Below are 21,155 nucleotides of genomic sequence, written 5' to 3' on the forward strand. Positions count from 1 at the left end.
TAAGTTTACGCTGGGAATCGCCACGTCTTTAAGCAATACTCCATAGATCTCTGGCAAAAGTGACACTGGAAGCTAAAGATACTTTAGGCGTATTGTCCCTTTTGAACCTCTTATTTGAACATGTAATAATTTGAATGAAAGAGGTGTTAAATAGTGAAACAAGCAGTAGATCAATATATCCGTTTTTTACGTTTGGAACGGGAAGTACCGTCGATAAACTATTTACAACGCCTCATTCAGCATCACTTAACATTAGTTCCCTATGAATCTTTTAGCAAGTTTCATTATTTTGCGCTTGCACCAGATTTTATCCCCCCTTTACCTTTATTTGTCCATAACTTACTAGAAAAAGGCTGGGGAGGGACTTGCTTTACACTAAATATGAACTTCGCTAGGCTTCTGACCGAGTTAGGCTTCAGTTGTTCATTCGTGAGAGTGGAACCAGGCCATTTGGCAATCATGGTTGAAATACGTGGAAAGAGATTATATGTAGATGTTGGTTATGGATCTCCAATTATGAAGCCAGTTGATTTAGAAGCAAGACCACAACATAAAATGCATGGTTTTGGTGAGGAAATTACGATTACGCAAAAACAAGATAGTCTATATGAAATCGATCGAAAATCGAATGGGAAAACCTTTGTAAAGAAGCAAATTATTTGGGAGTCTCTTACTGAGGAAGAGATAGCAGACGATATTCGCCAATCTTATCTAGATGTCGATGAAAACATTACGATGAGAAGAATAACAGCGGTCCGCTTTAATGGGCACCAATGTTTTTATTTACGTAATAATATAATGAAAGTCATGACATTCCGTAATATTCAAGAAATCCAATTAAATTCGCTAGAAAAGTGGCAGAAACAGGTGCAAGATGTCTATCAAGTGGAGGAAGAGTCCTTAAAGGAATCGCTTGATTTTCTAAAAGAGAGAAATATTATCTTATTTGAATAATAAAAATATGGTTCTAACCTATTCAATATGATAAGGAAAGCATTTTGACGACTTTGTCGTCATTCGAAAATATTAAAGCGCTTTCTGTGCTGGGGAGATGAAAAACTTGAAAGAAAATGGAACTTTAAAAGTTATGACCTATAATTTGCGCAATAATAGTGATGTGCCACCCAACTCTTGGGAGGAAAGAAAAGGATTAATCCAGTCTCTCATTCATCGTGAAAAACCAGATATTATGGGTACACAGGAAGGTCTATATCCACAAGTCAAAGATATGGAAGTTTTACTTCCTGAATATGGCTGGTTGGGGATTGGAAGAGATGGTGGAAGTCATGGAGAATTTATGACTATTTATTATCGGAAAAATCGTTTTGAGATAATGGAATTTAACCATTTTTGGCTTTCTGATACACCTGATCGAATTGGATCAGCTACTTGGGGGAATCATTGCACAAGGATGGCCACATGGGTACATCTCTTTGACAAGAAAACTAAGCAAGCTTTCTATCATGTCAATACGCATTTAGATCATGAATCTGAACGAGCGAGAGTGAATGGGGCAAAGTTAATCATTCGTAAAACAGATGAGTTTCAAATGAATCTACCGATCATCCTAACGGGTGATTTTAATACGGTAGCAGGAACAGAAACCCATCAAACCTTTCTTCAAGAAGGCAAATATATTGATACATGGGCCGATACAAGTAAACGTACGAATGAAAATTTAGGAACATTTAATAATTTTGAGGATCCATCTGGAGGGAATGGAAGGATTGATTGGATTTTACATAGAGGGAAAATAACTACATCGAGTGTTCAGATTGTGGATGACCAGGTGAATGGCCGCTTTCCAAGTGATCATTTTCCTCTTATCGCCAATCTGCAATTTAGCAAAGATGACTAAGAAGAAATTGCGTGCACCATTTTCGGCTTGCACGCAGTTTTTTATTCTCAGGATAGCAGAATGACTCCATACCTCGCAGCTTATACACATTCTATCAATGATACCGAAATAGCTCTTTTTTGCCCCTCTTCTCGTTTCAACTATCATAACCTCTTAAATGCTTTTATAAAAGTAGCGAAAAACTGTAGTTCCATTATTTTCTTCGACGTCTATAAACTAGAGGATGTGTAAATAGGAGGTTTGTTTTACAATGTTGAAGAAAGGTTGTTTTTTCTCCATTATTATCGTAATCCTGTATTTTTCCTATCATTATAAATATGAAATTCAAAGTGTCTTTTCAATGGATCCTGTTTGGATAGAGGGAGAAGCAGCACTCGTCCTAGAAGAAAAAACAGGGGAAATTCTTTATGCGAAAAATGAAAATGAGAAACTTTATCCAGCTAGCTTAACAAAATTATTAACAGCATTAGTTGTGTTAGAGAAGGCTGAACTTGATGAGAAAGTGACAGTTGGAGATGAAGTGTATTTGCAGACAGATGATGAAGTTCGTGTCGGTTTATTTGAGGGGCAAATACTCACAGTAGAAGATTTATTGGCGGCAATGCTGATGCAATCAGGTAATGATGCGGCAAGAACTTTGGCTGTGTATATTGCGGAAAAGGAGAAAGACACAGATCGTACTGCACTTAACTCGATCCAATATTTTGCCCTGTTAATGAATGAGAAAGCCATTGAGTTAGGGGCTAACCAATCCCATTTTGTGAATCCCCATGGGCTACATGATCCGAATCATTATAGTACGGCCAAGGATTTAGCGAAAATAGCTGTTGCAGTAAAAAAAGAGCAGATCTTAACGGAGCTACTTGCCAAGCCAACCTATTCTAGTCAAACACATACCTATCAAAATCGTAATCAATTATTAAATGTGAACAGCCCTTATTATTATCAAAAAGCAACAGGATTAAAAACAGGGTTCACAGATCAAGCTGGCTATTGTCTTGTATCTGCTGCGGAAGAACAGGATCAATCCCTTATTACCGTAGTACTCGACTCAGGGAAAGAGCGGGTATGGGAAGATTCTATTGCATTACTAGATTATGGTTTTGAAAAATTAATCCCATAAAGTGTAGGGATACTTTTGAAACGGACGTTTATATACATAGAGAGCAATGAAGGGGGGAGAGAAGTTGGATGATGTACTCATCAAAAAAATAAAGAATGGAAATGATCATGCTTTTCGCATACTTGTGGAGAAATATCGAAACTTGATCTTCCATACTGTCTATGGCGTACTTCGTAATGAGAAAGATGCGGAAGATGCGACCCAAGAAGTGTTCTTAAAAATCTATACTTCTCTCCCCCAATATGAGAATCAAGGTTTTAAGACATGGATGACAAGAATTGCCATTAATCATGCGATCGATATAAAACGGAAGAAAGTTAGAAGAAAAGAAGATCAGCAAGTTGAATATGAAGAAAGCAGTCATACTCCCCCAACGGAAAATGTTGAACTACTTGTGATCCAAAAGGAACGCAGACATTTGTTAAGGGAACGATTGAAAGAATTACCAGTGAATTACCGTGATATTGTAGAAGAGTTTTATTTACGAGAAAAAACGTATCAAGAAATTGCGGAAGATGCGGATCTAAAGGTGAAAACAGTTGAGGTTAAATTATATCGAGCAAGACAATGGATGAAAAAGCACTGGAAGGAGGATGATTTTTCATGAAGCACTATAGCGTTGAAAATTGGCTGCAATATGTGCGAGATGAACTTGAAGAGGAAACACGTACTCAATATGAAAACCATCTATATCTTTGTGATCATTGTTTGGAATTATATTTACAAGCAGTGGAAACGAATGATACCCAGGGGCTTGATTTATCTGAAACAGAGAGTTTTACAAATTCGATAATGGAACAAATCTATGAGATGAACGAGCCAACAGAGACGGTGGAGAAAAAGGGTCGCATCCATCATTCGCGAAAACAAACTTTTATCCATTATGCTGTTGCCGTAGCAATGACGATGATTTTAATGTCAACAGGGGTCTTTTCCCAGTTGTTGAAAATGTCAGATACCGTAGAAGACAAAGAATCACGTCACACTGAATCCTTTGTTGAAAGCTTTCTCGATCAACGAGGTTCGATTATAAATAAATTTGAACTAGGTGCTCAATTTAAGGAGGGAAAACAAAATGAATAAAAATCCGTTTATTGCCTTTTTACTCGCCTTTTTTCCTGGCGGAGGGTTAATGTATCTAGGAAAAGTACTGCGAGGACTATTCTATACAGCAACCGTGATAATCATCCCGATTTTTACGATAACACTTGCCATGATATTTGGTAATGATGTTTTGCTTCTCTTTTCATTTGGAGCCTTGTTGTTATATATCATTAATTTTGTCGATACCGTTATTACGGCATCGAAGCTTTATCAGCATGAAAATAGAAATTCAACAAATGAATCTGAAGAAAGGCCTCATGATTCCGAACGCTTCTTCACCATTATCCTCTCAATTGTTCCAGGATTAGGACATTTTCAACTTGGTCTAGTTTATCGGGGAATGACATTACTAGTCGCCTTTTTCGGAGCAGGGATTATGATCTTTTTTGTCACATTAATGACAGGAAGAAGTGAGTTTCTCATTTTTCTAGCTGCACTTCCAATCATTTGGTTCTTTGGTTTCTTTGACGCTTTGAAACAGTTGGAAAAAAAGCAAAGAGGGGAAGAGCTTGAGGATAAATCCATTTTGGAAGATCTTGAAAATCGTAATGTTGAAGGAAGAAAAAGTAAAGCAATCGCAACATTATTAGCGATTATACCTGGAGCAGGACATCTCTATTTAGGATTGCAAAAACGCGGTATCCAATTGATGGCAGCATTTCTATTCTCCATCTATATTTTAGACGTACTAAGACTAGGGATCTTTCTGTTCATCGTTCCGATCATTTGGTTCTTTAGCTTTTTTGATGGCTTACAAAAAGCGGGAAAATCAGAACAGGAATTAGCACATGAAGATGTTCCACTTATTTCCTTCTTCTTGAATCACCAAAGATGGGTAGGAATTGGCTTAATTGTTCTAGGGCTCTATTATATTGGGGTCAATGTGATCTTACCTGTTGCTGAACCTTTTATCCATAGATGGTTCTCGATTGATATCACTTATTGGTTCCGTGAATATATTCAATCGGCATTTATTTGTCTCTTGCTGATTGGAGGAGGAATCAAATTATTAACAGGGAAAAAAGAGAAGTCGAATCAGAAACAGGAGGAAGCAAAATGAGAACATGGCGTGTTGGCTCCTTTTCCATGGGAGGAGCCTTAGTTTTTCTTGGTGTATTTTTATTATTACAGCAATTTTTAGGATGGGATCCTGCCCTTGTTTTAATGTCATGGTGGCCAATACTATTTATTGTTTTGGGGATTGAGATTTTGTTCTACTTATTCATCGCAAAGTCAGAAAACAGCCGGGTTAAATACGATTTTATCAGTATTATATTTATCGCGATCATTGGAACAACTGGAATTGGAATGGCCATTCTCCACTCCTCCGGATTATTCGAATTTACTCAAAAAATTGTTTCAGCAGAAGTCCGCGAAATGGATTTGCCGAAATATGAGGAAAATGAATTAAAAGGAATCGAGCGGATGCAAGTAGATGCAGGACCATTCGCCCTCACGATTGAGGCAACTGATCAACAAGAAGTATCCCTATTCGGTACCTTTCATGGAGATGTATTTGGCGATGAGACAAGAATTAAAAAGGTCTCTGATTATGCGATGATCGAGAAAAAAGGCGACACAATTTACATCAAAATGAAAGATGTTCCCTATAACCATTTTTATCGATCAATGGATGCCGTAGAAGCTACACTCTTAGTTCCGAAAAATATTGCTTTAGAGCTGAAAGGCAATTGGCAACCTATCACTATAACTCCAAGAAATCTACTTAGTAATTGGAAGATTGACGGTGCAGAATTCGTTCACGTAAATATAGAAAAAACATCTAATCTAGCATTAAACCTAGAGAACATTGATAGTCTAGAAGAGCAGGATTGGGAAAAAATAAAAAAGACAGATGAGGATTTAATTGAATCTGCATCCAGGAAATTTGGAAAAGGCGAGCATCAGCTAACAATCCAAGGATCCAATCAGGTTCAAATACAATGACTTCAATCAGTGGGGGTTCCTATCCCCACTGTTGTAGAATGAACTTAGTATTTTCCGCTCCGCACTAGTACTTTCTGTCTGACGTAACGCCTATGAACTTGCATTCTGCGGGTTTCTGGTCTTTAACAGCTTATTAAGGAAGTTCCGCTCATGTTGAATCATAAAACCTCCCAGTTGTAGCAATCTTATTCCCCCGCAATATCACGTCCGATAGCGAGACTTCCCAGTTATTCTGTTTTTCCCTTGTTTATGCCTGCTTGTAATGACCTTGATAATAGTGTGTGCTAGCTTTAATATTCGAATATATTATTGGAATACAGCATAATAGAAGAAGTACCGCTAAAACAATACTTCCCTTGGTTACTGTATATACAATGACAAAAATCAAACAATAGGTCAGATTATAGAACGTTTTGAAAGCGCCTGTTATAATTTTAAAAAGCTGGAGACATTATGAAATTAATTAGTAGAGGGGATAAAGTAGATGGATAAAATTAATAATGATTTGAAAAAGAAGCGGATTCACCCCGATGATCTACTGACAAAAGAGGAAATAAAATATTTAAAAATGTTATATAAACAGCGAACACGCTTTGAAAAAGACTTGGAATTTGAATAAAACAACCTGCCTCCGCGAAAACCCGATAGAAAGCCAAATTATATTATTAGTGATGAAACTTTTGAGAGTTTTGAAGTATTTTCCAATAAAATTGCGGAAACAAAACGAATTACTCCAGATGACCTGGTTGAAATGGCTTTATGAAAGTTTATGTGGGATTTTAAATGATAGTTCACTCAAAAATTCGTTTTAAGGAGGGGGTTCTTCGCTATGAATATTAGTATTGAGCAAGTAGATTATGAGAAAAAAACCGTTTTAAGACATCTTATCGAATTATACAATTATGATTTCAGTGAATTTACGAACGATGATGTAAATGAGATTGGTTTATATGATTATAAGTATTTAGATAATTACTGGAATGAGCCTAACAGATTTCCGTTCTTTATCAAAGTTGATGGGAAATATGCTGGATTTGCTTTAGTAAGAAAGATTACGAATGATAGCAGTATGGATATTTATAATTCCTTGGCTGAATTTTTTGTTATGAAAAAGTATAGGAAAATGGGTGTAGGGCGAACAGCCGCTATAAATTTATTTGAAAAATATATTGAAAACTGGGAAGTATCTGTTATAAAGGAAAACAAACCTGCTCAACTGTTTTGGAAAAAAGTAATCTATAAATATACAAATAGTACTTACATAGAAAACAAAAATGAAGAAGGAGATACTATATTTTCATTTAAAGTTATTAATTAGTATCCTCAAGTAATGGTGGCGATTATAGAATAACTTTTGGATTTAATGGATTTTTATGGAATGGAGAATATGTAGTTTCTAGAGAAATAAACCAATTTTCATAGGAATTGTGGTGCATACGGTGTTCATAGGGAGATTAAAACTTTTAGTAATAAATAAAAATGAGGGTCCATATATAATGGGGAAGCCTTAAAATTACTTGAGGGTGTATCAGAGACTATTAAAGGAGACTTGAAAGACAGGGATAGAAATTAAAATTGAAAAAATATTGGTGTTGTTGATTTAAACTCCCTCGGTTTTGAAAGGGTTTACTATAATGGAGGTATTGCATCCAATATTGCTAATCTAGCCAAAATAATTCATAAGGAAATGCTTTGATTAGGAAATATATGGACCTAGCACTAGGTTTTAGCGTTTGGAGGGGGACATACCAAAAATGAAATTTATAGAATGGTGTGGTTTCATAAATTGCTTAGGTTCTATGATTGCTAACGGTATAATTCGACATAATGGTTTATCCAATACGCCTTGGGAGCATTTCACCTTTATTTTAATGTTTGCGGGTGCAGTTATTGCTATTATTGCGTTCGTTATAAGAAAATTCGGAGATGAATAAGGGTTATATGGATATGCCTGATATCCCTGAACTCAGGCGTTCAGTGCGGACGACCAGTTCAACGCGGAATTTAATGATGTAGAGTATTCACACAGTGTCAACTTAAATAATGTCGCAATCAGTCGGAGGCTGGCTGCGCAGTTCTTGCTGCCTTTGCCGATGATCAATTGCTATGTAACATAAAATGTAAGAAGGAGGATACAAGAAATGAACAATCAAGTTGAAAGGTTCATAAATCCTGAAATATTGGCGCTTGTTTTAAGTAAAAAGCTCGACAAGACGATAATCCGCGCAGATTATCAACTCAAAGAGTTGCAAGGCGGGACAATTGGGGATGTTCGGCTTGTAACAGGTAGAGTTGAAACTTCTGATGGTGAAAACCTTCCGTATAAAATGGTTTTGAAAACACAGAAAAAATTTGAGCGTTATGGTGATCCGGATTCATGGAGGAGGGAATACGACCTTTATACAACAGATTTCAAAAAGGTTTTATCCAATTCGTTCCGTTGTCCGGAGTGTTATCACGCCGAAATAAATGGCGATGAGATTCAACTGTGGATGGAATATATTGATGGTGTGTCAGGCCTAAATCTAACCAAAGAAATGTTTGAATGTATAGCTGAGGAATTGGGACGATTTCAAGGGAAATTGTACACTGAGCGACCAGATATATTGCAGAATTTACCCAATTTAAGCAAGGTTGAGTTTACGAAAAACAATTATCTGCGTTATCGATCATGGAATGTTTTGTATGATTACATACGTTCCGATGACTGCGAGATTCCGAAGCATCTATGTAAAATGCTCATAGACTTAGATAACAACGCGGATGAAATATTCAATCGAATTGAAAAGCTACCAATAGTGCTTTGTCACAGAGACTTTTGGGTGGAAAACATATTCTTTTCAGACGGTAAAATCGTACTTATCGATTGGGATACCACTGGATGGGGATACATGGGTGAGGATATTGCAAGTTTAATAACGGATGAAGCGGACGTCTGTCATATGATTGAATACTACCAAAAATGCATTCCAGCGTATTACAGGGGTTTTTCGAAATATGCGGATGTGTCCCATATCTCCGATCATTGCATCTATGAACTAATTCTTGCCATGTTCGGATACAGGCTTGTGGAGTGGTATAAATTCGCTAAGTCGCCCGAAGATAAATCAATGCACCTTCATACCTTACAAAACATCCATGAGATGAGAGATATATAGATACATATAATTATTGGGTTATTAAATGAAACAATTGGATAAAAGTTTGTGTATTGTCCGTTTTATATTTGAATTAATTAAATTGGGCGTTAATTAGATGGGGAGATTAATTTGAAATGGAGAAATTATAACATTAATGAAGATAAGGAGATTGATGATTGGATATTATCATCTTATAGTGAAAATGCTAATTTAATAAATTCATATGCATTTTTTAATGAACCTGTTTCTAAAGACTACAATTGGTATAAGGATCATCCATTTGAGACATCAAACATCGCAGATTACTTTAAGGTAGTGGAGATTGATCATAGGCCAATTGGATTATTAATACTAAATTACTTTAAGGATGATCAAAATAGACTAGTTCTTGGAATTAATCCCATAGCGATTAACCCAAAATTTATAAATCAAGGCTTCGGCACAAGGGTTTTATCTAATCTACTAATGAACGTAGAAAACATTGTTGGTCAAAAAGTAGATGTTTTTTACGCAGGGATAGATGAAACGAATAGAATAAGCATGAAGGTATTTAAAAAATTAGGATTTCAGGAAGTTGGAAGGTCACCTAATGATAATGAGTTCATTTATTTTGAATTCGATAGACAATACAAATCAAAAAATTTTAGACGCTATTTTTGATGCGATAAACTTGTTTTCCAATTATTTAATCTTAGAACCGGGCCAGATTGTGAGGTAGTAATCTGTATTTAAGACTATTCAGGGAGTGGGAAAATGGCGAGAGGTTTAGGCTATTGATTGGTTTTTATAGGGATTGTTTTATCGGGATGTTCAGGAAATGCAAAGGTGACTGGGAAACAAGCCCGACTCTTTCTAATGATAATATGACCTTGCATGAAGTTTAGAACAAATTTTGGATTGTAAAAGTTAATGGAAAAGGTGCGAGGAAGAAGCCGTAAAAATTTATGAAGCTGATATTAAGAACAAATAAAGTGGGGCAAAGCTAGCATTTGATAAAGGTGAATTTTGGAAAATTCCCGTTTCAGTTGATGGAAAGCCATATACAGATTTTATTATTAAAAGTTGAATAACAAAGGGGATTATACCGCAATGGGACGCAATTCCGATATAAAGATTTGGTCCTTTCAACAATAGGTCGGATTGCGAAATAAAATTAAAAGGGGAAATTGCCAATGGACGCAATAACTATCAGCGAACTTCAATCTCAAAAGGAAATACTTGAAGCTTTCCCAGTAATAAATCAATTACGCACACATCTTGATGAAAAAGCCTATCTTGATTTGGTAATAGAGGCTAAAGAAAAGGATATGTACAGATTGTTTGCCTTGTATGACCAAGAAGAAATTGTTGCAGTTACGGGTTTTAAGCCAATGATAACCCTTTATTACGGACGTTTTGTTTGGGTATGCGATTTAGTTACTGATAATAATAAACGTTCAAATGGATATGGTGATAAACTTCTATCCTATGTACATGAATGGGCTAAAGAAAACGGTTATCAAAGTGTTGCCTTATCATCAGGATTACAGCGAGCAGATGCCCACCGATTTTATGAGGGAAAAATGGATTATGACAAAGTAAGCTATGTCTTTAAGAAGAATTTAAGTTTATAAATTTTAAAACATAAGATAAGGAGGAGAGTCAAATGTCTAATTATGACCAATGGGCTTCACAGTACAATTCTATTGTTGACAATGAGGTTAGTCAAAAAACTGGAATAATTGAAACTTCTTATCAATTCGTTTTGGAACAACTATATGAATATGTTGATCCTTCAAAAATAAAAATTTGTGATCTCGGCTGCGGTCAAGGAGAACTTAGTTTTCGATTAAGCAAACTTGGAGCAGCAGTTACTGGAATCGATGTTAGTGATAAACTTTTAGAATTGGCACGGAATAAATCAGGGGCAATAAAATGGGTATGTGATGATGCTATGAAACTTAAACAAATAGCTGATAATTCCTTTGATGTAGCTATTTCAAATCTAATGTTGATGGATGTTCCCGATTTTCAATCTGTATTTAAATCAGCTTATCGTGTGTTAGTTCCCGAAGGAATATTTGTTTGTGTAATAATGCACCCGTGTTTCCAATCACCTTTTAGTTACCCTCTAGAGGATGGTTCAAGAAATGTTTCCTCCTATTCCGCTCAGCATTGGAAATCAAAAGGTTCGGGAACACTCCGTTCTACTTTAGGGGCATACCATCAACCAATATCGGAGTATTTAAATAAGTTGTTGGAATCGGGGTTTTCCATTATCCATTTAAATGAACCATTAACTAAAGGTTCGACATCCTCTGTACCCTCATTGTTTGGCATTGTCGCCCAGAAATTTAATTGTTAAAAGCAACAATAATCATGTTTTAAGCTATGGAGATTTGGTGAGATTCTGATAGGTTACGTTCTTGTTGTAGATTAATAATAAATATGTTCAATAAGTGAGGTGAAAATGGACAATTACAAATAAACTTATAATGCAGGACGATCCACAATTGGTATTGAAGCAAAGATTAAAAGATTGTAAGTGAGAATTGTAGCCGTAGAAGGGAAATTAAAATATAAAGACGAGGCCATTGACGTGGACTCTATAGGGGTAGTTACTTGTACATTTGAAACCTAAATGTCGGCAAAAGTGTATCTGAAAGAAGGTTATCAGGAGGTTCGATCGGTTCATCCATTGGAGAAAAAGGTACTATAGATGCAACGGCAATTACAGGAGACAATAATTTGTACTCTAAAATAAAGGTTGTTAAAGTAACTGTAGAATGGGTTGGTAACACCGAAACATTTGTTTTATTCAAATGAGAAACTAGATAAACAAACTTTTTCTATAGTCATAAATATTCCAAAATTCCCTGGAAGATAAAAGGGTAAAAAAGGAAGTGCCCGTTTTGGATATTATAAATAATTTTAAAAGTGAAAAGTACCAAGAACAGTATATTCTGTTGGCGATTTTATCTATCATTACTCTTAAAAAAATCAAGAAAGTAGAACAGAAGAAAAAGGACTTATATAATAAGCTGCACCATTTATATTGACCTTCGGTAATATTCTACATTTCATAATCAAAGATCCTCGCATTTTATTGGAATACAATCATTTTCTAAAATTAATCCGATTGAAACCCCCTGTTTTATCCCTGCATTTATAAATCAAATTCGAAATATACTTTAAAGTTAATAATTCGAATATGTTATAAATACAAAAGGAGAATAGAATAATTGACTAAAAAGAAGCTAATTATTTTATTATTTGGGCTTACACTTAATTTCAGTGGATGGACTATCGCGAAAGCAATTCAGCAAAAGGGTATAGAAGAGGATTATCGTGATTTGAGTTATAAATCTGTTTCAGATGCAATACTGGAAACTGAATCTTATTATAAGAAAAGCTTAGGTTTACCAAAAAAGTTGCCGCCATTAGATTTTACTCATTCTTTTGGAAGATTTAATAAAGAAAATGAAAATCTTGAGATTGAATATTTAAGTGAGAAGCAGCATTTTAATTACATTATAAATGTTATTCCTTCTAAAAATGAGACGGAATTACTTTCAGATATAGATTCTCAAGTATTCCTAAAAGACGGAACACAAGCCAATTACTTAACATCAGGAAAGGACGGAAAGAGCCTAATTACCTTTATGTTTAAGAAAAATAATTGGACTTATATATTAAGTATTGAGGAGAGACTATTAGATAACCCATTGTCTACGATGATGGAAATCGCGAACTCATTCTAATTCAAGCTCTCGGAATTATTGTAAATGATTGAATCTTCCTTTAACTAAACAATCCAACAGCTATTGATCCAGCACATCAAAATGCCATCACTAAACAAATCAAGACATTACGAAAAATGGTGCTGCTGAATTATCTAGTATGTACTCTGATGGCAGTGTAGTGTTAATTACAGGATTTGTAGACGAAGAAGTTGAAAAAAGGCCGAAATGAAAAAGAGGAAGTAAGTTTTGGTGATGTTAACTTTGAGCACAACGAAGAGGATCATGCCCCTTGGTTGAACGGAGAGTCAATGTACATAAATAAAAGAAATAATGGATATAATCCCAATAGAAAAATAGAATTTCCCTAACTCAGTTGATTGGAGCAGAAGGTGGCGACTCCTGGGGGATTAGCGTGATCGGTGAGATCCCGCAGGAGCATATATAGCGACCAGGAAGCTCACCGCACTTCCCCGGAAAGCGTCCACCTGAAGCGTAAATCAACGTCGTTCGGATTGGATCTTAAAATCTGTATTAAAGAAATATTTACCGAAAAAGTGCCATCTTCACTTGTTCTTGAGTTGTGGAAAAGTACAAGGATGATGATTTTATTATTTCAAATGCTGTTGATGATAAAGGAGATACATATAATTATGGAAACTGAACAGTCCTCCAGGATTCTAAATAAGGAGGTGGAGATCATAAGATCGTTAGAGTAGAGATGCCATAGCCTAAACTCCACACTACCTACCCTTCTTCTTATCCGCCGTATGGGGGATTATTGTCGTTACTGTTGGATAAATGAATAAAATTAAGTAATTGCGATTATACATTTAAAGTAGTGAATAAGAAAAAAGTTAAGTTTCTAAAGGAATTTTCCTCAATACGAAGGGGAGGTGAATTTCCTTATTACTTTAATACCTTTAGTATTTTGAGGCAATGGATTGAAATAATAGAAGCAGAAGTTTCGGATTTGCCAACTAAGGACAAATCCCTGTTGTTTTGGGATGAAGGTTAAAACATGCTTAAATATCGAAATTATCAACGTAAAGAACTATCTCTAGCTTTAAGAATTGCATTATACCAATTCTACAAAAAAGGTGTGTCCTTATATTGGGAAGAAACACTATTCCAATATTCTGGATAATACAAGATCATGATAAGGAGATGTGCGTTTTTTATGATGACGGACTTCATTGAAAGAATCACTTCATTTGATTCTCGAGATGTTTTGAGACATGGTGATGAAATTATGTATCATACTCATGCACATCCAACTGCTGAAATTACATTATTGTTAGAAGGCAAGGGATTTTATACTGCAGGCAGTCAGAAAATTGACGTCTATAAAGGTGATCTTCTTCTGATTCCACCTAGACTAAAGCACGGGTTTGCATGTACGTTAGCCTGGGATGTAAAATCCCTTCATCTATTTACGGAAAAGCTTCCCTCTTATTGTCATTTTCTTTTCTCACGGATTTGTGAAAATATGATTGTGCATGTCTCTCTATGTAAAGATGAATTAGTACGAGCCAATTCTGCTATTAGACAAGTTGAAAAGGCATGTAAATTGTCATCCAATAGTAGTTTGGCAGTAGATTTGAAACGGAATGGAATTGAAACACTTTTGTTACTGGCTTTATCAAAATTTAAATCTCAAATGAGCGTGCAAGAAGAGGAGAAAACGGTCACTTTTGAAGACGTATTACAAAAGATTCATCAGACCTTTACTCAATCTATTAAGATAAAAGAATTGGCAGACCAATTTTATCTATCAGAGAGTATGTTTCGAAAAAAATTTAAGGAACGGACAGGCGTAACACCAAAGCAATATATTATTCAGTTACGTATTAATGAGGCGAAACATTTACTAGAACATACGGATAGGCCCGTTGAATTTATTTTATCCGAAGTCGGTTTTTCTTCCTCAAGCCGATTTCATGAAGCTTTTTTGAAACGTACATGTATGACTCCATTGGAATGGAGAAACTCAAATATAAAGATCAATAAGGAAAACAGCCGTCGAAAGCAAAAATAAGATAGCTGTATTTATTTTTTTTGTAATCGTTTCCGATAACTTTTAAATTTTAACTCTGCTATACTTTTGGGCACAGTCCAAACAGAGGGAGGCGTACCCTTGGCTACGATTATTCGGAAGATTTATGTGGGAGCTCTAATTCTACTCACTGTTATCATTCTCTCAAGTTGTAGTTCATCACGAGCAAATTCTGGTGAGGCTGTTATGCAATGGAGTGGGAGTTGGCCACGTCCACCTTTATTCCAAGGGAATTATTTTGCTAATGGTGGGATTGGGGAAGCAACGAATTTCGTTTTTGAGGGATTGGTGCAAAATGTACGGATTTCTAATGAGCAACATTTGCGTTTAGCTGAGTCGATTGATTTTTACGATGAGTATGCAGAGGTGAAATTAGTGGAAGATGCCGTCTGGCATGATGGTGAGCCATTAACATCCAAAGATATTTGGGCTTTCTATATGCTTAACAACGGGGCGGAAGTCACACAGTATATGAAGGAAATTGAATTAGTGGATGAGAAAACATTACGAATTTACTGGTTGCAACCACAGGCAAATGAAATCGTTCTCTCCTTTTTATTAGGTCAAGATAAACAAGCAACGATTCCATATCATATTTATAGAAAGTATGTGGATCGGGCTGCAGAGCTATTAGAACAGGCATCGGCCTACACAGAGGAAGAACAGCTTCTTAAAAAAGGGAAATTTGGTTTGAAGATTGATGATGATTTACAGAATAAGCTAGATGAAAATTGGCAAGAGTTTCTAGTTGCAGGACCAGAATTACCAATCGGAACAGGACCTTTTACGATAAGTCGTGTGACATCTTCAGATATGTTACTAGAAAAGTTTCCACATTATTACCTGGCAGAGAAAATAAAATTTGATAAGGTAACAATTAAAAATCCAGGTACTGAAGGAGCAGCAGGCTTTGCTTTATTACGTTCAGGACAAATTGATTATTTCGATGGTACTCCTCCACAGGATATTCTTGAATCATTACTTGCGGCCAATAAAGATCTTGTCCATTTTAAAATGCTTGATCCAGCATCAGTCGGTATTTTATATAATCAAGATCGTCCTCCATTTGATCAGAAAGAATTCAGGCAAGCGATCACCTATGCGATTGACCGGTCAAAAGCAAGGGAAGTCGGCAATGTATATGGAAGGGAACCAAGGACATCGATTACAGGGCTTGTGCCATCAGATAAAGAAAACTGGCTAAAGCCAGAGGTGATTGAGGATATGCGGGATTATTCGTATAATCCGGAAAAGGCGGAAGAGATATTAGAAAATCTAGGTTGGAGTCGTGATGGGGATGGTGTTTGGCGTGATCCAGATGGAGTGCGTCCAAATTTTGTGATTGGTGTTAATGCTGCGTGGCAAAACGGCCTAATGCCAGGGCAAATTGTAGCAGAGCAGTTAACGGCTTTCGGAATGCCGACTCGTTTAATGGCAGTTGATGGAACCGTTTACTTCGATAATGTGATTAAGGATGAAGGGCTATATGAGATGTCACTTGATTGGGTAGATGTTGCATGGGGCTTTATGTTTCCTTGGCAATCTATCCGTGAAGTATATGAAGGGAATATCGCTCGTATGATGCATATGCCCCGCTATGAGGATGATCACAAGGATCCTGAGAAACGTGGAAAAATTAATTTGCGATTAAAAAGTTATGATCGTGTTGAGTTTGATGTTCGTGAGGTCATGCAACAGATTCCATATATGGATGAAGAAGAATATACTGAGTGGTTTTCTCGATTAGCTTGGATTAACAATGAAGAAGCATATGGCATTAATTTGTTTCAGAATGTAACAGGAACATGGTTAAATCAAGCTCATTTGGATGGCTTACCGCTTGAATCACAGATTGAACCATATGATCGCAATATTCCTGTACCAGAAACTGACGAAGAAATGCGTGAAGTGTTAAAAACAAACTTTTTCAATTCTGGTATACAGCCTTTTATTGAAGGACAATACCGCCCGAAAGAGTGAGGAGGTTTTCCATTGACGCGAGGAATATTTCTGAAACGTGTGCTAAGTGCCCTCATCACCATTTTTCTTGCCATCGTTATCACCTTTGTTTTATTGCGGCTTACGCCAGGTAATGCGATTGATCAATGGGCGAGGGATTATGCGATTGAATATAATATCACCATTGAAGAAGCCTATGCACGAGTAGCCAATATGATTAATTATGATCCTAATGAACCGATACTCCAACAATTTACCCGTTATGTCGGTAATTTGTTACAGGGAAATCTTGGTTATAGCATGGTGCATCAAGGGCTTCGTGTGAATGATATCATTGCTAAAGCTTTACCATGGACACTTTTTGTTTCGAGCATTGCCCTTGTTGTCAGCTTTATTATTGGTGTCTATCTCGGGGTGAAAATGGCGTACAATCGTAAATCGTGGCTTGATCCTGTTATTTCTATTTATTCAGTTGTGACCAATGCCATTCCTGATTTTATTCTGGCGATTATTTTATTAATTGTCTTTTCATATGGGCTAGGATGGTTTCCGATTAACGGAGCCTATGATTTCTATCTAGCACCAGGTTTTAATCTTCCTTTTATCGGCAGTATCTTTTATTATGGTGCCTTGCCGATTCTAACTTATGTCCTTACTTTAATTGGTCAGTGGGCATTGATGATGAAAGGGAGCGCCGTTAGTATTCTAGGTGATGACTATATAGAAGCTGCAAAAGCAAGAGGGCTACCTGAGAAGTTGATTGTAAGTAAATATGTGCGGAAAAACGCCATTATCCCACTTGTCACTCAGCTTGCTGTTTTTTTAGGCGGAATGCTTGGTGGCGCCATTCTTGTGGAGAATTTGTTTCAATATCCAGGAATTGGCTACTTTATGGCTGAAGCGACAAAACAGCGTGATTATATTGTTATGCAAGGAATTCTCCTTTTCATTGCCATTACAATGATCATTGCCAATTTTATTGCTGATTTACTTTATAGCAAATTAGATCCAAGAATACGGATCGAAGAATAGGGGTGAACCCATGCAAGGGATTAGTGATTTTTTTCGAGTAATATTGACGAATCGACGATCTTGTATTGGTTTAATCATGACTATTTTTTTTATCTTAATGGCAACGATCGGCCCGTCCATTTTTAAATTAGATACACAGGTGGATTACCAGAATCGTTATCAAAAGCCTAGTTTTGAACACTGGCTTGGAACTGATTATGGTGGTAGGGATGTATGGTCGCAAATTGTTCATGGCTCCCAAGAAGTTCTGCTAATTGGCTTACTAGCCGCTGTGGTGACATTAATTTTTGGGGCCGTACTTGGAATGGTCTCAGGGCTTGTTGGTGGTAAGTTAGATACAGCATTAATGATGATTACAAATTTATTTTTAACAATCCCATCTTTGCCTGTATTTATCATTCTAGCGGCCTTTTTATCAATTAAAGATCCATTATCATTTGCTCTTGTTCTAAGCGCGTGGAGTTGGCCAGGACTTACAAGAGCAGTACGTTCACAAGTAATTTCATTAAAGGAAAGAGATTTTATTGTTATTTGTAAAGTGATGGATTTAGGTCTTTCTCATATCATATTTAAAGAGATAATGCCCAATATTGTTTCCTATTTGGCCATTAATTTCATTATGATTATGCGCGGAGCTATTGTTGGAAGTGTTGCTATTATGATGTTAGGCCTAGCACCGTATTCTCCAAACAACTGGGGACAAATGTTAAATCTAGCTATTTCTCAAACTGGTGGAATATTTAATCCAAACGGATATGTGTATGTTCTATCGCCAATTGTTTGCCTGGCTTTGTTTCAACTAGGAACGATCTTTTTTGCAAATGGACTTGATGAGGCATTAAATCCAAGGCTTAGAACGAGAGGTGATGCTTGATGGAGCCGATCATTGAATTTGAGCATGTTGATGTTTCTTTTCCGATGAGGGCAGGTACAGTTCAGGCTGTTCGTGATGTCTCTTTACGTATTCCAAGAGGGAAAATAACGGCTCTTGTTGGTGAAAGTGGTAGTGGGAAATCTACTCTTGCCTCGACTCTACTTAGAATGGTGTCAGCACCTGGCATAATATCGGCAGATTCGATCGAAGTAGATGGTCAGGACGTAATGAAAATGTCAGAGAAAAAACTGCGAAATTATCGCTGGTCACAAGTGTCCATGGTATTTCAGGCAGCACAAAACTCACTAAATCCTGTTGTGACCATTGGGGAGCAATTTATTGAAACCTATCGTGCACATCAAAAAGAGGCAAAAAAAGTAGAGATTGAAAAAAGAGCGATTGAATTACTCGAGTATGTAAAACTAGAACCAAAGCGAATATTACGCTCGTTTCCCCATGAATTAAGTGGTGGAATGAAGCAACGAGTCATGATTGCTTTTAGTCTATTATTAGAGCCAAAGATTGTTATTCTTGATGAACCAACGACAGCTCTTGATGTCATCACTCAAGACTATATTTTTTCCATTCTCGAGAAAATTAATAAGGAATTGGGTGTTACATTATTACTTCTCTCTCACGATATCGCGGTTGTCGCAAAAGTGGCCGATTATCTTGGGGTAATGTACGCCGGAAAGGTTGTCGAGTTTAACGATATTCATACAATTTTTGAAGCTCCCAAACATCCCTATACAATTGGCTTACTTCAAGCTGTTCCATCACTTATTCATGACTTAGAGGAGATTAAGCCTATTCCTGGGGCTTCTCCTAATCTTTTAGAATTGCCTAAGGGATGTCCTTTTCATCCCCGTTGTGAACATGTGATGAGTCAATGTAAAACGGTAGAACCTGAGTTATTGCGTTTGCAAGCTGGTTATCGACCTGCCTGTCATTTATTTGATCCCGAACAGAAGGAGGTTACCACTCCAAAATGAACCCGTTGCTTCAATTAGACAATATCAGCATGCATTTTCCCAATAAAGATAAAGAAGCAAAAAATACAACGATTAAGGCATTATCAAATATCGATCTAACTGTATATCCTGGGGAAGTCATTGCTGTGGTAGGGGAAAGTGGCTGTGGCAAAACGACCCTTGGTAAAGTTATTTCCGGACTGCATCAACCAACAGGAGGTAATTATTACTACAAAGGGAAAGATGTTAATCAATTAAATAAAAAAAGAATGAGGCAGTTTCGTACAAATATTCAACTTGTTCAACAAGATTCGTATGCTGCTTTAAATCCTGCGAAAACGATACAGCAGTCTTTAGCTGCACCAATTATGCGGCATAAAAAAGCGAAAGGGAAAAAGGCAATCCGTCTAAAAATAATCGAATTGTTGGAAACGGTTGGACTAAAGCCAGCTGAGCAATTTCTGGCAAAATTTCCCCATCAGTTAAGTGGTGGACAACGACAACGTGTGCTTATGGCGCGGGCGATCTCACTTGATCCAGAGATAATCGTTGCGGATGAACCTGTTTCAATGGTAGATGTTTCTCTAAGACTATCAATCCTAAACTTAATGTCTACATTAAATAAAAAGTTAAATATTGCATTTGTCTATATCACTCATGATTTAGCAACGGCTCGCTTCATTGCCCAGAATGGTCGTCTTGCTGCAATGTATTTGGGAAGAATTGTCGAGCTGAGCTCAGTAGGGGATATCATGAGCAATCCACAACATCCCTATTTGCAAGCGCTGTTATCCGCTGTGCCGATCCCTGATCCAAACGTGGCGAAAGCAAAAAGGGAATTACCGTTAAAAAGTCTTGAAGTGCCAAATCTTGTTTATCCACCAAGTGGTTGCGCTTTTCACCCACGTTGTCCATATGCAACGAACTCATGTAGTGAAGAATGCCCTACTTTACGTAAAGTGAGTCATGGATTAGTGGCATGTCACCATGCAGAAAGGATTCCCAAATGGCACTTAACAGCTTCTTCAAATTAATTTTTCACTTTGCCGTAATTCTTGCCGTTTTCAGTGGTCTCCTTATTTTTATTACAGAACCTACAACCGTTGAATTTAAACTCGTTTGTGTCACACTTGTCATCAATTCTTGTATTGTCTGTGGTATACCTATCTTTAGTCGTTTCATAAATAAGAGAAGGAATTGTTAAAAGAGGAAAAGATCTGAAGGATTAAGAGAAAGTTATTCACATTATGTTGTCCTTTATTTTTGGCAGGATGAAAGGTACGGGAACGGGGGAAATATTTTAATGGTTATGTTAAAATCAATTGACAAATTTTAACAATAGTAATATTATGATTTATAAGAAAAGTTCATA

At 36.6% G+C, this 21,155-nt stretch carries 21 protein-coding genes; all 21 read left to right on the top strand.

The window, feature by feature from the left end:
* Positions 1–153 precede the first annotated feature (153 nt).
* The 21 genes from J2Z23_RS17940 to J2Z23_RS18035 all read left to right on the top strand — a co-directional run bounded on the left by J2Z23_RS17940 (position 154) and on the right by J2Z23_RS18035 (position 20,817).
* Positions 154–954 (top strand): arylamine N-acetyltransferase, encoded by an 801-nt coding sequence (locus tag J2Z23_RS17940; protein WP_064468147.1) that lies wholly within the window; start codon positions 154–156, stop codon positions 952–954.
* 106 nt (positions 955–1,060) lie between these two features.
* Positions 1,061–1,858, top strand: a complete 798-nt coding sequence (locus tag J2Z23_RS17945; RefSeq protein WP_057985403.1) for an endonuclease/exonuclease/phosphatase family protein — start codon at positions 1,061–1,063, stop codon at positions 1,856–1,858.
* Between the two features lie 250 nt (positions 1,859–2,108).
* Positions 2,109–2,981 (top strand): D-alanyl-D-alanine carboxypeptidase family protein, encoded by an 873-nt coding sequence (locus J2Z23_RS17950; RefSeq protein ID WP_057985404.1) that lies wholly within the window; start codon positions 2,109–2,111, stop codon positions 2,979–2,981.
* 64 nt (positions 2,982–3,045) lie between these two features.
* A complete protein-coding gene (locus J2Z23_RS17955; RefSeq protein ID WP_082881321.1) occupies positions 3,046–3,588 on the top strand; it encodes a sigma-70 family RNA polymerase sigma factor in 543 nt (180 codons plus the stop codon).
* Positions 3,585–4,064: a hypothetical protein gene (locus J2Z23_RS17960; RefSeq protein WP_057985408.1), complete on the top strand. Its 480-nt coding sequence runs from the start codon at positions 3,585–3,587 to the stop codon at positions 4,062–4,064. The genes J2Z23_RS17955 and J2Z23_RS17960 overlap by 4 nt, the downstream gene beginning before the upstream one ends.
* On the top strand, positions 4,057–5,145 hold the full coding sequence (locus J2Z23_RS17965; RefSeq protein WP_064468148.1) for a hypothetical protein: 1,089 nt from the start codon (positions 4,057–4,059) through the stop codon (positions 5,143–5,145). Before J2Z23_RS17960 ends, J2Z23_RS17965 begins: the two co-directional genes overlap by 8 nt.
* Positions 5,142–6,032, top strand: a complete 891-nt coding sequence (locus J2Z23_RS17970) for a LiaF transmembrane domain-containing protein (RefSeq protein WP_057985412.1) — start codon at positions 5,142–5,144, stop codon at positions 6,030–6,032. The genes J2Z23_RS17965 and J2Z23_RS17970 overlap by 4 nt, the downstream gene beginning before the upstream one ends.
* A gap of 484 nt (positions 6,033–6,516) precedes the next feature.
* On the top strand, positions 6,517–6,651 hold the full coding sequence (locus J2Z23_RS22660; protein ID WP_274380119.1) for a hypothetical protein: 135 nt from the start codon (positions 6,517–6,519) through the stop codon (positions 6,649–6,651).
* Positions 6,652–6,861: 210 nt separating this feature from the next.
* A complete protein-coding gene (locus tag J2Z23_RS17975) occupies positions 6,862–7,350 on the top strand; it encodes a GNAT family N-acetyltransferase (RefSeq protein ID WP_057995331.1) in 489 nt (162 codons plus the stop codon).
* A gap of 436 nt (positions 7,351–7,786) precedes the next feature.
* The gene (locus J2Z23_RS17980) at positions 7,787–7,966 is read left to right on the top strand and encodes a hypothetical protein (protein WP_057985416.1); all 180 of its coding nucleotides are present in this window, start codon (positions 7,787–7,789) and stop codon (positions 7,964–7,966) included.
* A 207-nt stretch (positions 7,967–8,173) separates the two neighbouring features.
* Positions 8,174–9,190 (top strand): aminoglycoside phosphotransferase family protein, encoded by a 1,017-nt coding sequence (locus J2Z23_RS17985; protein ID WP_057985418.1) that lies wholly within the window; start codon positions 8,174–8,176, stop codon positions 9,188–9,190.
* A 111-nt stretch (positions 9,191–9,301) separates the two neighbouring features.
* Positions 9,302–9,832 carry a GNAT family N-acetyltransferase gene (locus J2Z23_RS17990; RefSeq protein ID WP_057985420.1) on the top strand — a complete coding sequence of 177 codons (531 nt, stop codon included), beginning with the start codon at positions 9,302–9,304 and terminating at the stop codon, positions 9,830–9,832.
* Positions 9,833–10,344: 512 nt separating this feature from the next.
* Complete coding sequence (locus tag J2Z23_RS17995) at positions 10,345–10,785, top strand: GNAT family N-acetyltransferase (RefSeq protein WP_209974739.1); 441 nt, start codon at positions 10,345–10,347, stop codon at positions 10,783–10,785.
* A 32-nt stretch (positions 10,786–10,817) separates the two neighbouring features.
* On the top strand, positions 10,818–11,516 hold the full coding sequence (locus tag J2Z23_RS18000; protein WP_057995335.1) for a class I SAM-dependent methyltransferase: 699 nt from the start codon (positions 10,818–10,820) through the stop codon (positions 11,514–11,516).
* A gap of 877 nt (positions 11,517–12,393) precedes the next feature.
* Positions 12,394–12,912, top strand: a complete 519-nt coding sequence (locus J2Z23_RS18005) for a hypothetical protein (protein ID WP_209974741.1) — start codon at positions 12,394–12,396, stop codon at positions 12,910–12,912.
* A 1,162-nt stretch (positions 12,913–14,074) separates the two neighbouring features.
* Positions 14,075–14,929: an AraC family transcriptional regulator gene (locus J2Z23_RS18010; RefSeq protein ID WP_209974743.1), complete on the top strand. Its 855-nt coding sequence runs from the start codon at positions 14,075–14,077 to the stop codon at positions 14,927–14,929.
* A 99-nt stretch (positions 14,930–15,028) separates the two neighbouring features.
* Positions 15,029–16,927 (top strand): ABC transporter substrate-binding protein, encoded by a 1,899-nt coding sequence (locus J2Z23_RS18015; RefSeq protein ID WP_209974746.1) that lies wholly within the window; start codon positions 15,029–15,031, stop codon positions 16,925–16,927.
* A gap of 12 nt (positions 16,928–16,939) precedes the next feature.
* Positions 16,940–17,938, top strand: a complete 999-nt coding sequence (locus tag J2Z23_RS18020) for an ABC transporter permease (protein WP_209974748.1) — start codon at positions 16,940–16,942, stop codon at positions 17,936–17,938.
* A gap of 10 nt (positions 17,939–17,948) precedes the next feature.
* Complete coding sequence (locus J2Z23_RS18025) at positions 17,949–18,812, top strand: ABC transporter permease (RefSeq protein WP_274387280.1); 864 nt, start codon at positions 17,949–17,951, stop codon at positions 18,810–18,812.
* A complete protein-coding gene (locus J2Z23_RS18030) occupies positions 18,812–19,804 on the top strand; it encodes an ABC transporter ATP-binding protein (RefSeq protein ID WP_209974752.1) in 993 nt (330 codons plus the stop codon). The genes J2Z23_RS18025 and J2Z23_RS18030 overlap by 1 nt, the downstream gene beginning before the upstream one ends.
* On the top strand, positions 19,801–20,817 hold the full coding sequence (locus J2Z23_RS18035) for an ABC transporter ATP-binding protein (protein ID WP_209974754.1): 1,017 nt from the start codon (positions 19,801–19,803) through the stop codon (positions 20,815–20,817). The genes J2Z23_RS18030 and J2Z23_RS18035 overlap by 4 nt, the downstream gene beginning before the upstream one ends.
* The last annotated feature ends 338 nt before the right edge of the window (positions 20,818–21,155 follow it).

Origin of the sequence: Lederbergia galactosidilytica (genome assembly GCF_017873565.1) — a bacterium.
GTDB lineage: Bacteria > Bacillota > Bacilli > Bacillales > Bacillaceae_C > Lederbergia > Lederbergia galactosidilytica.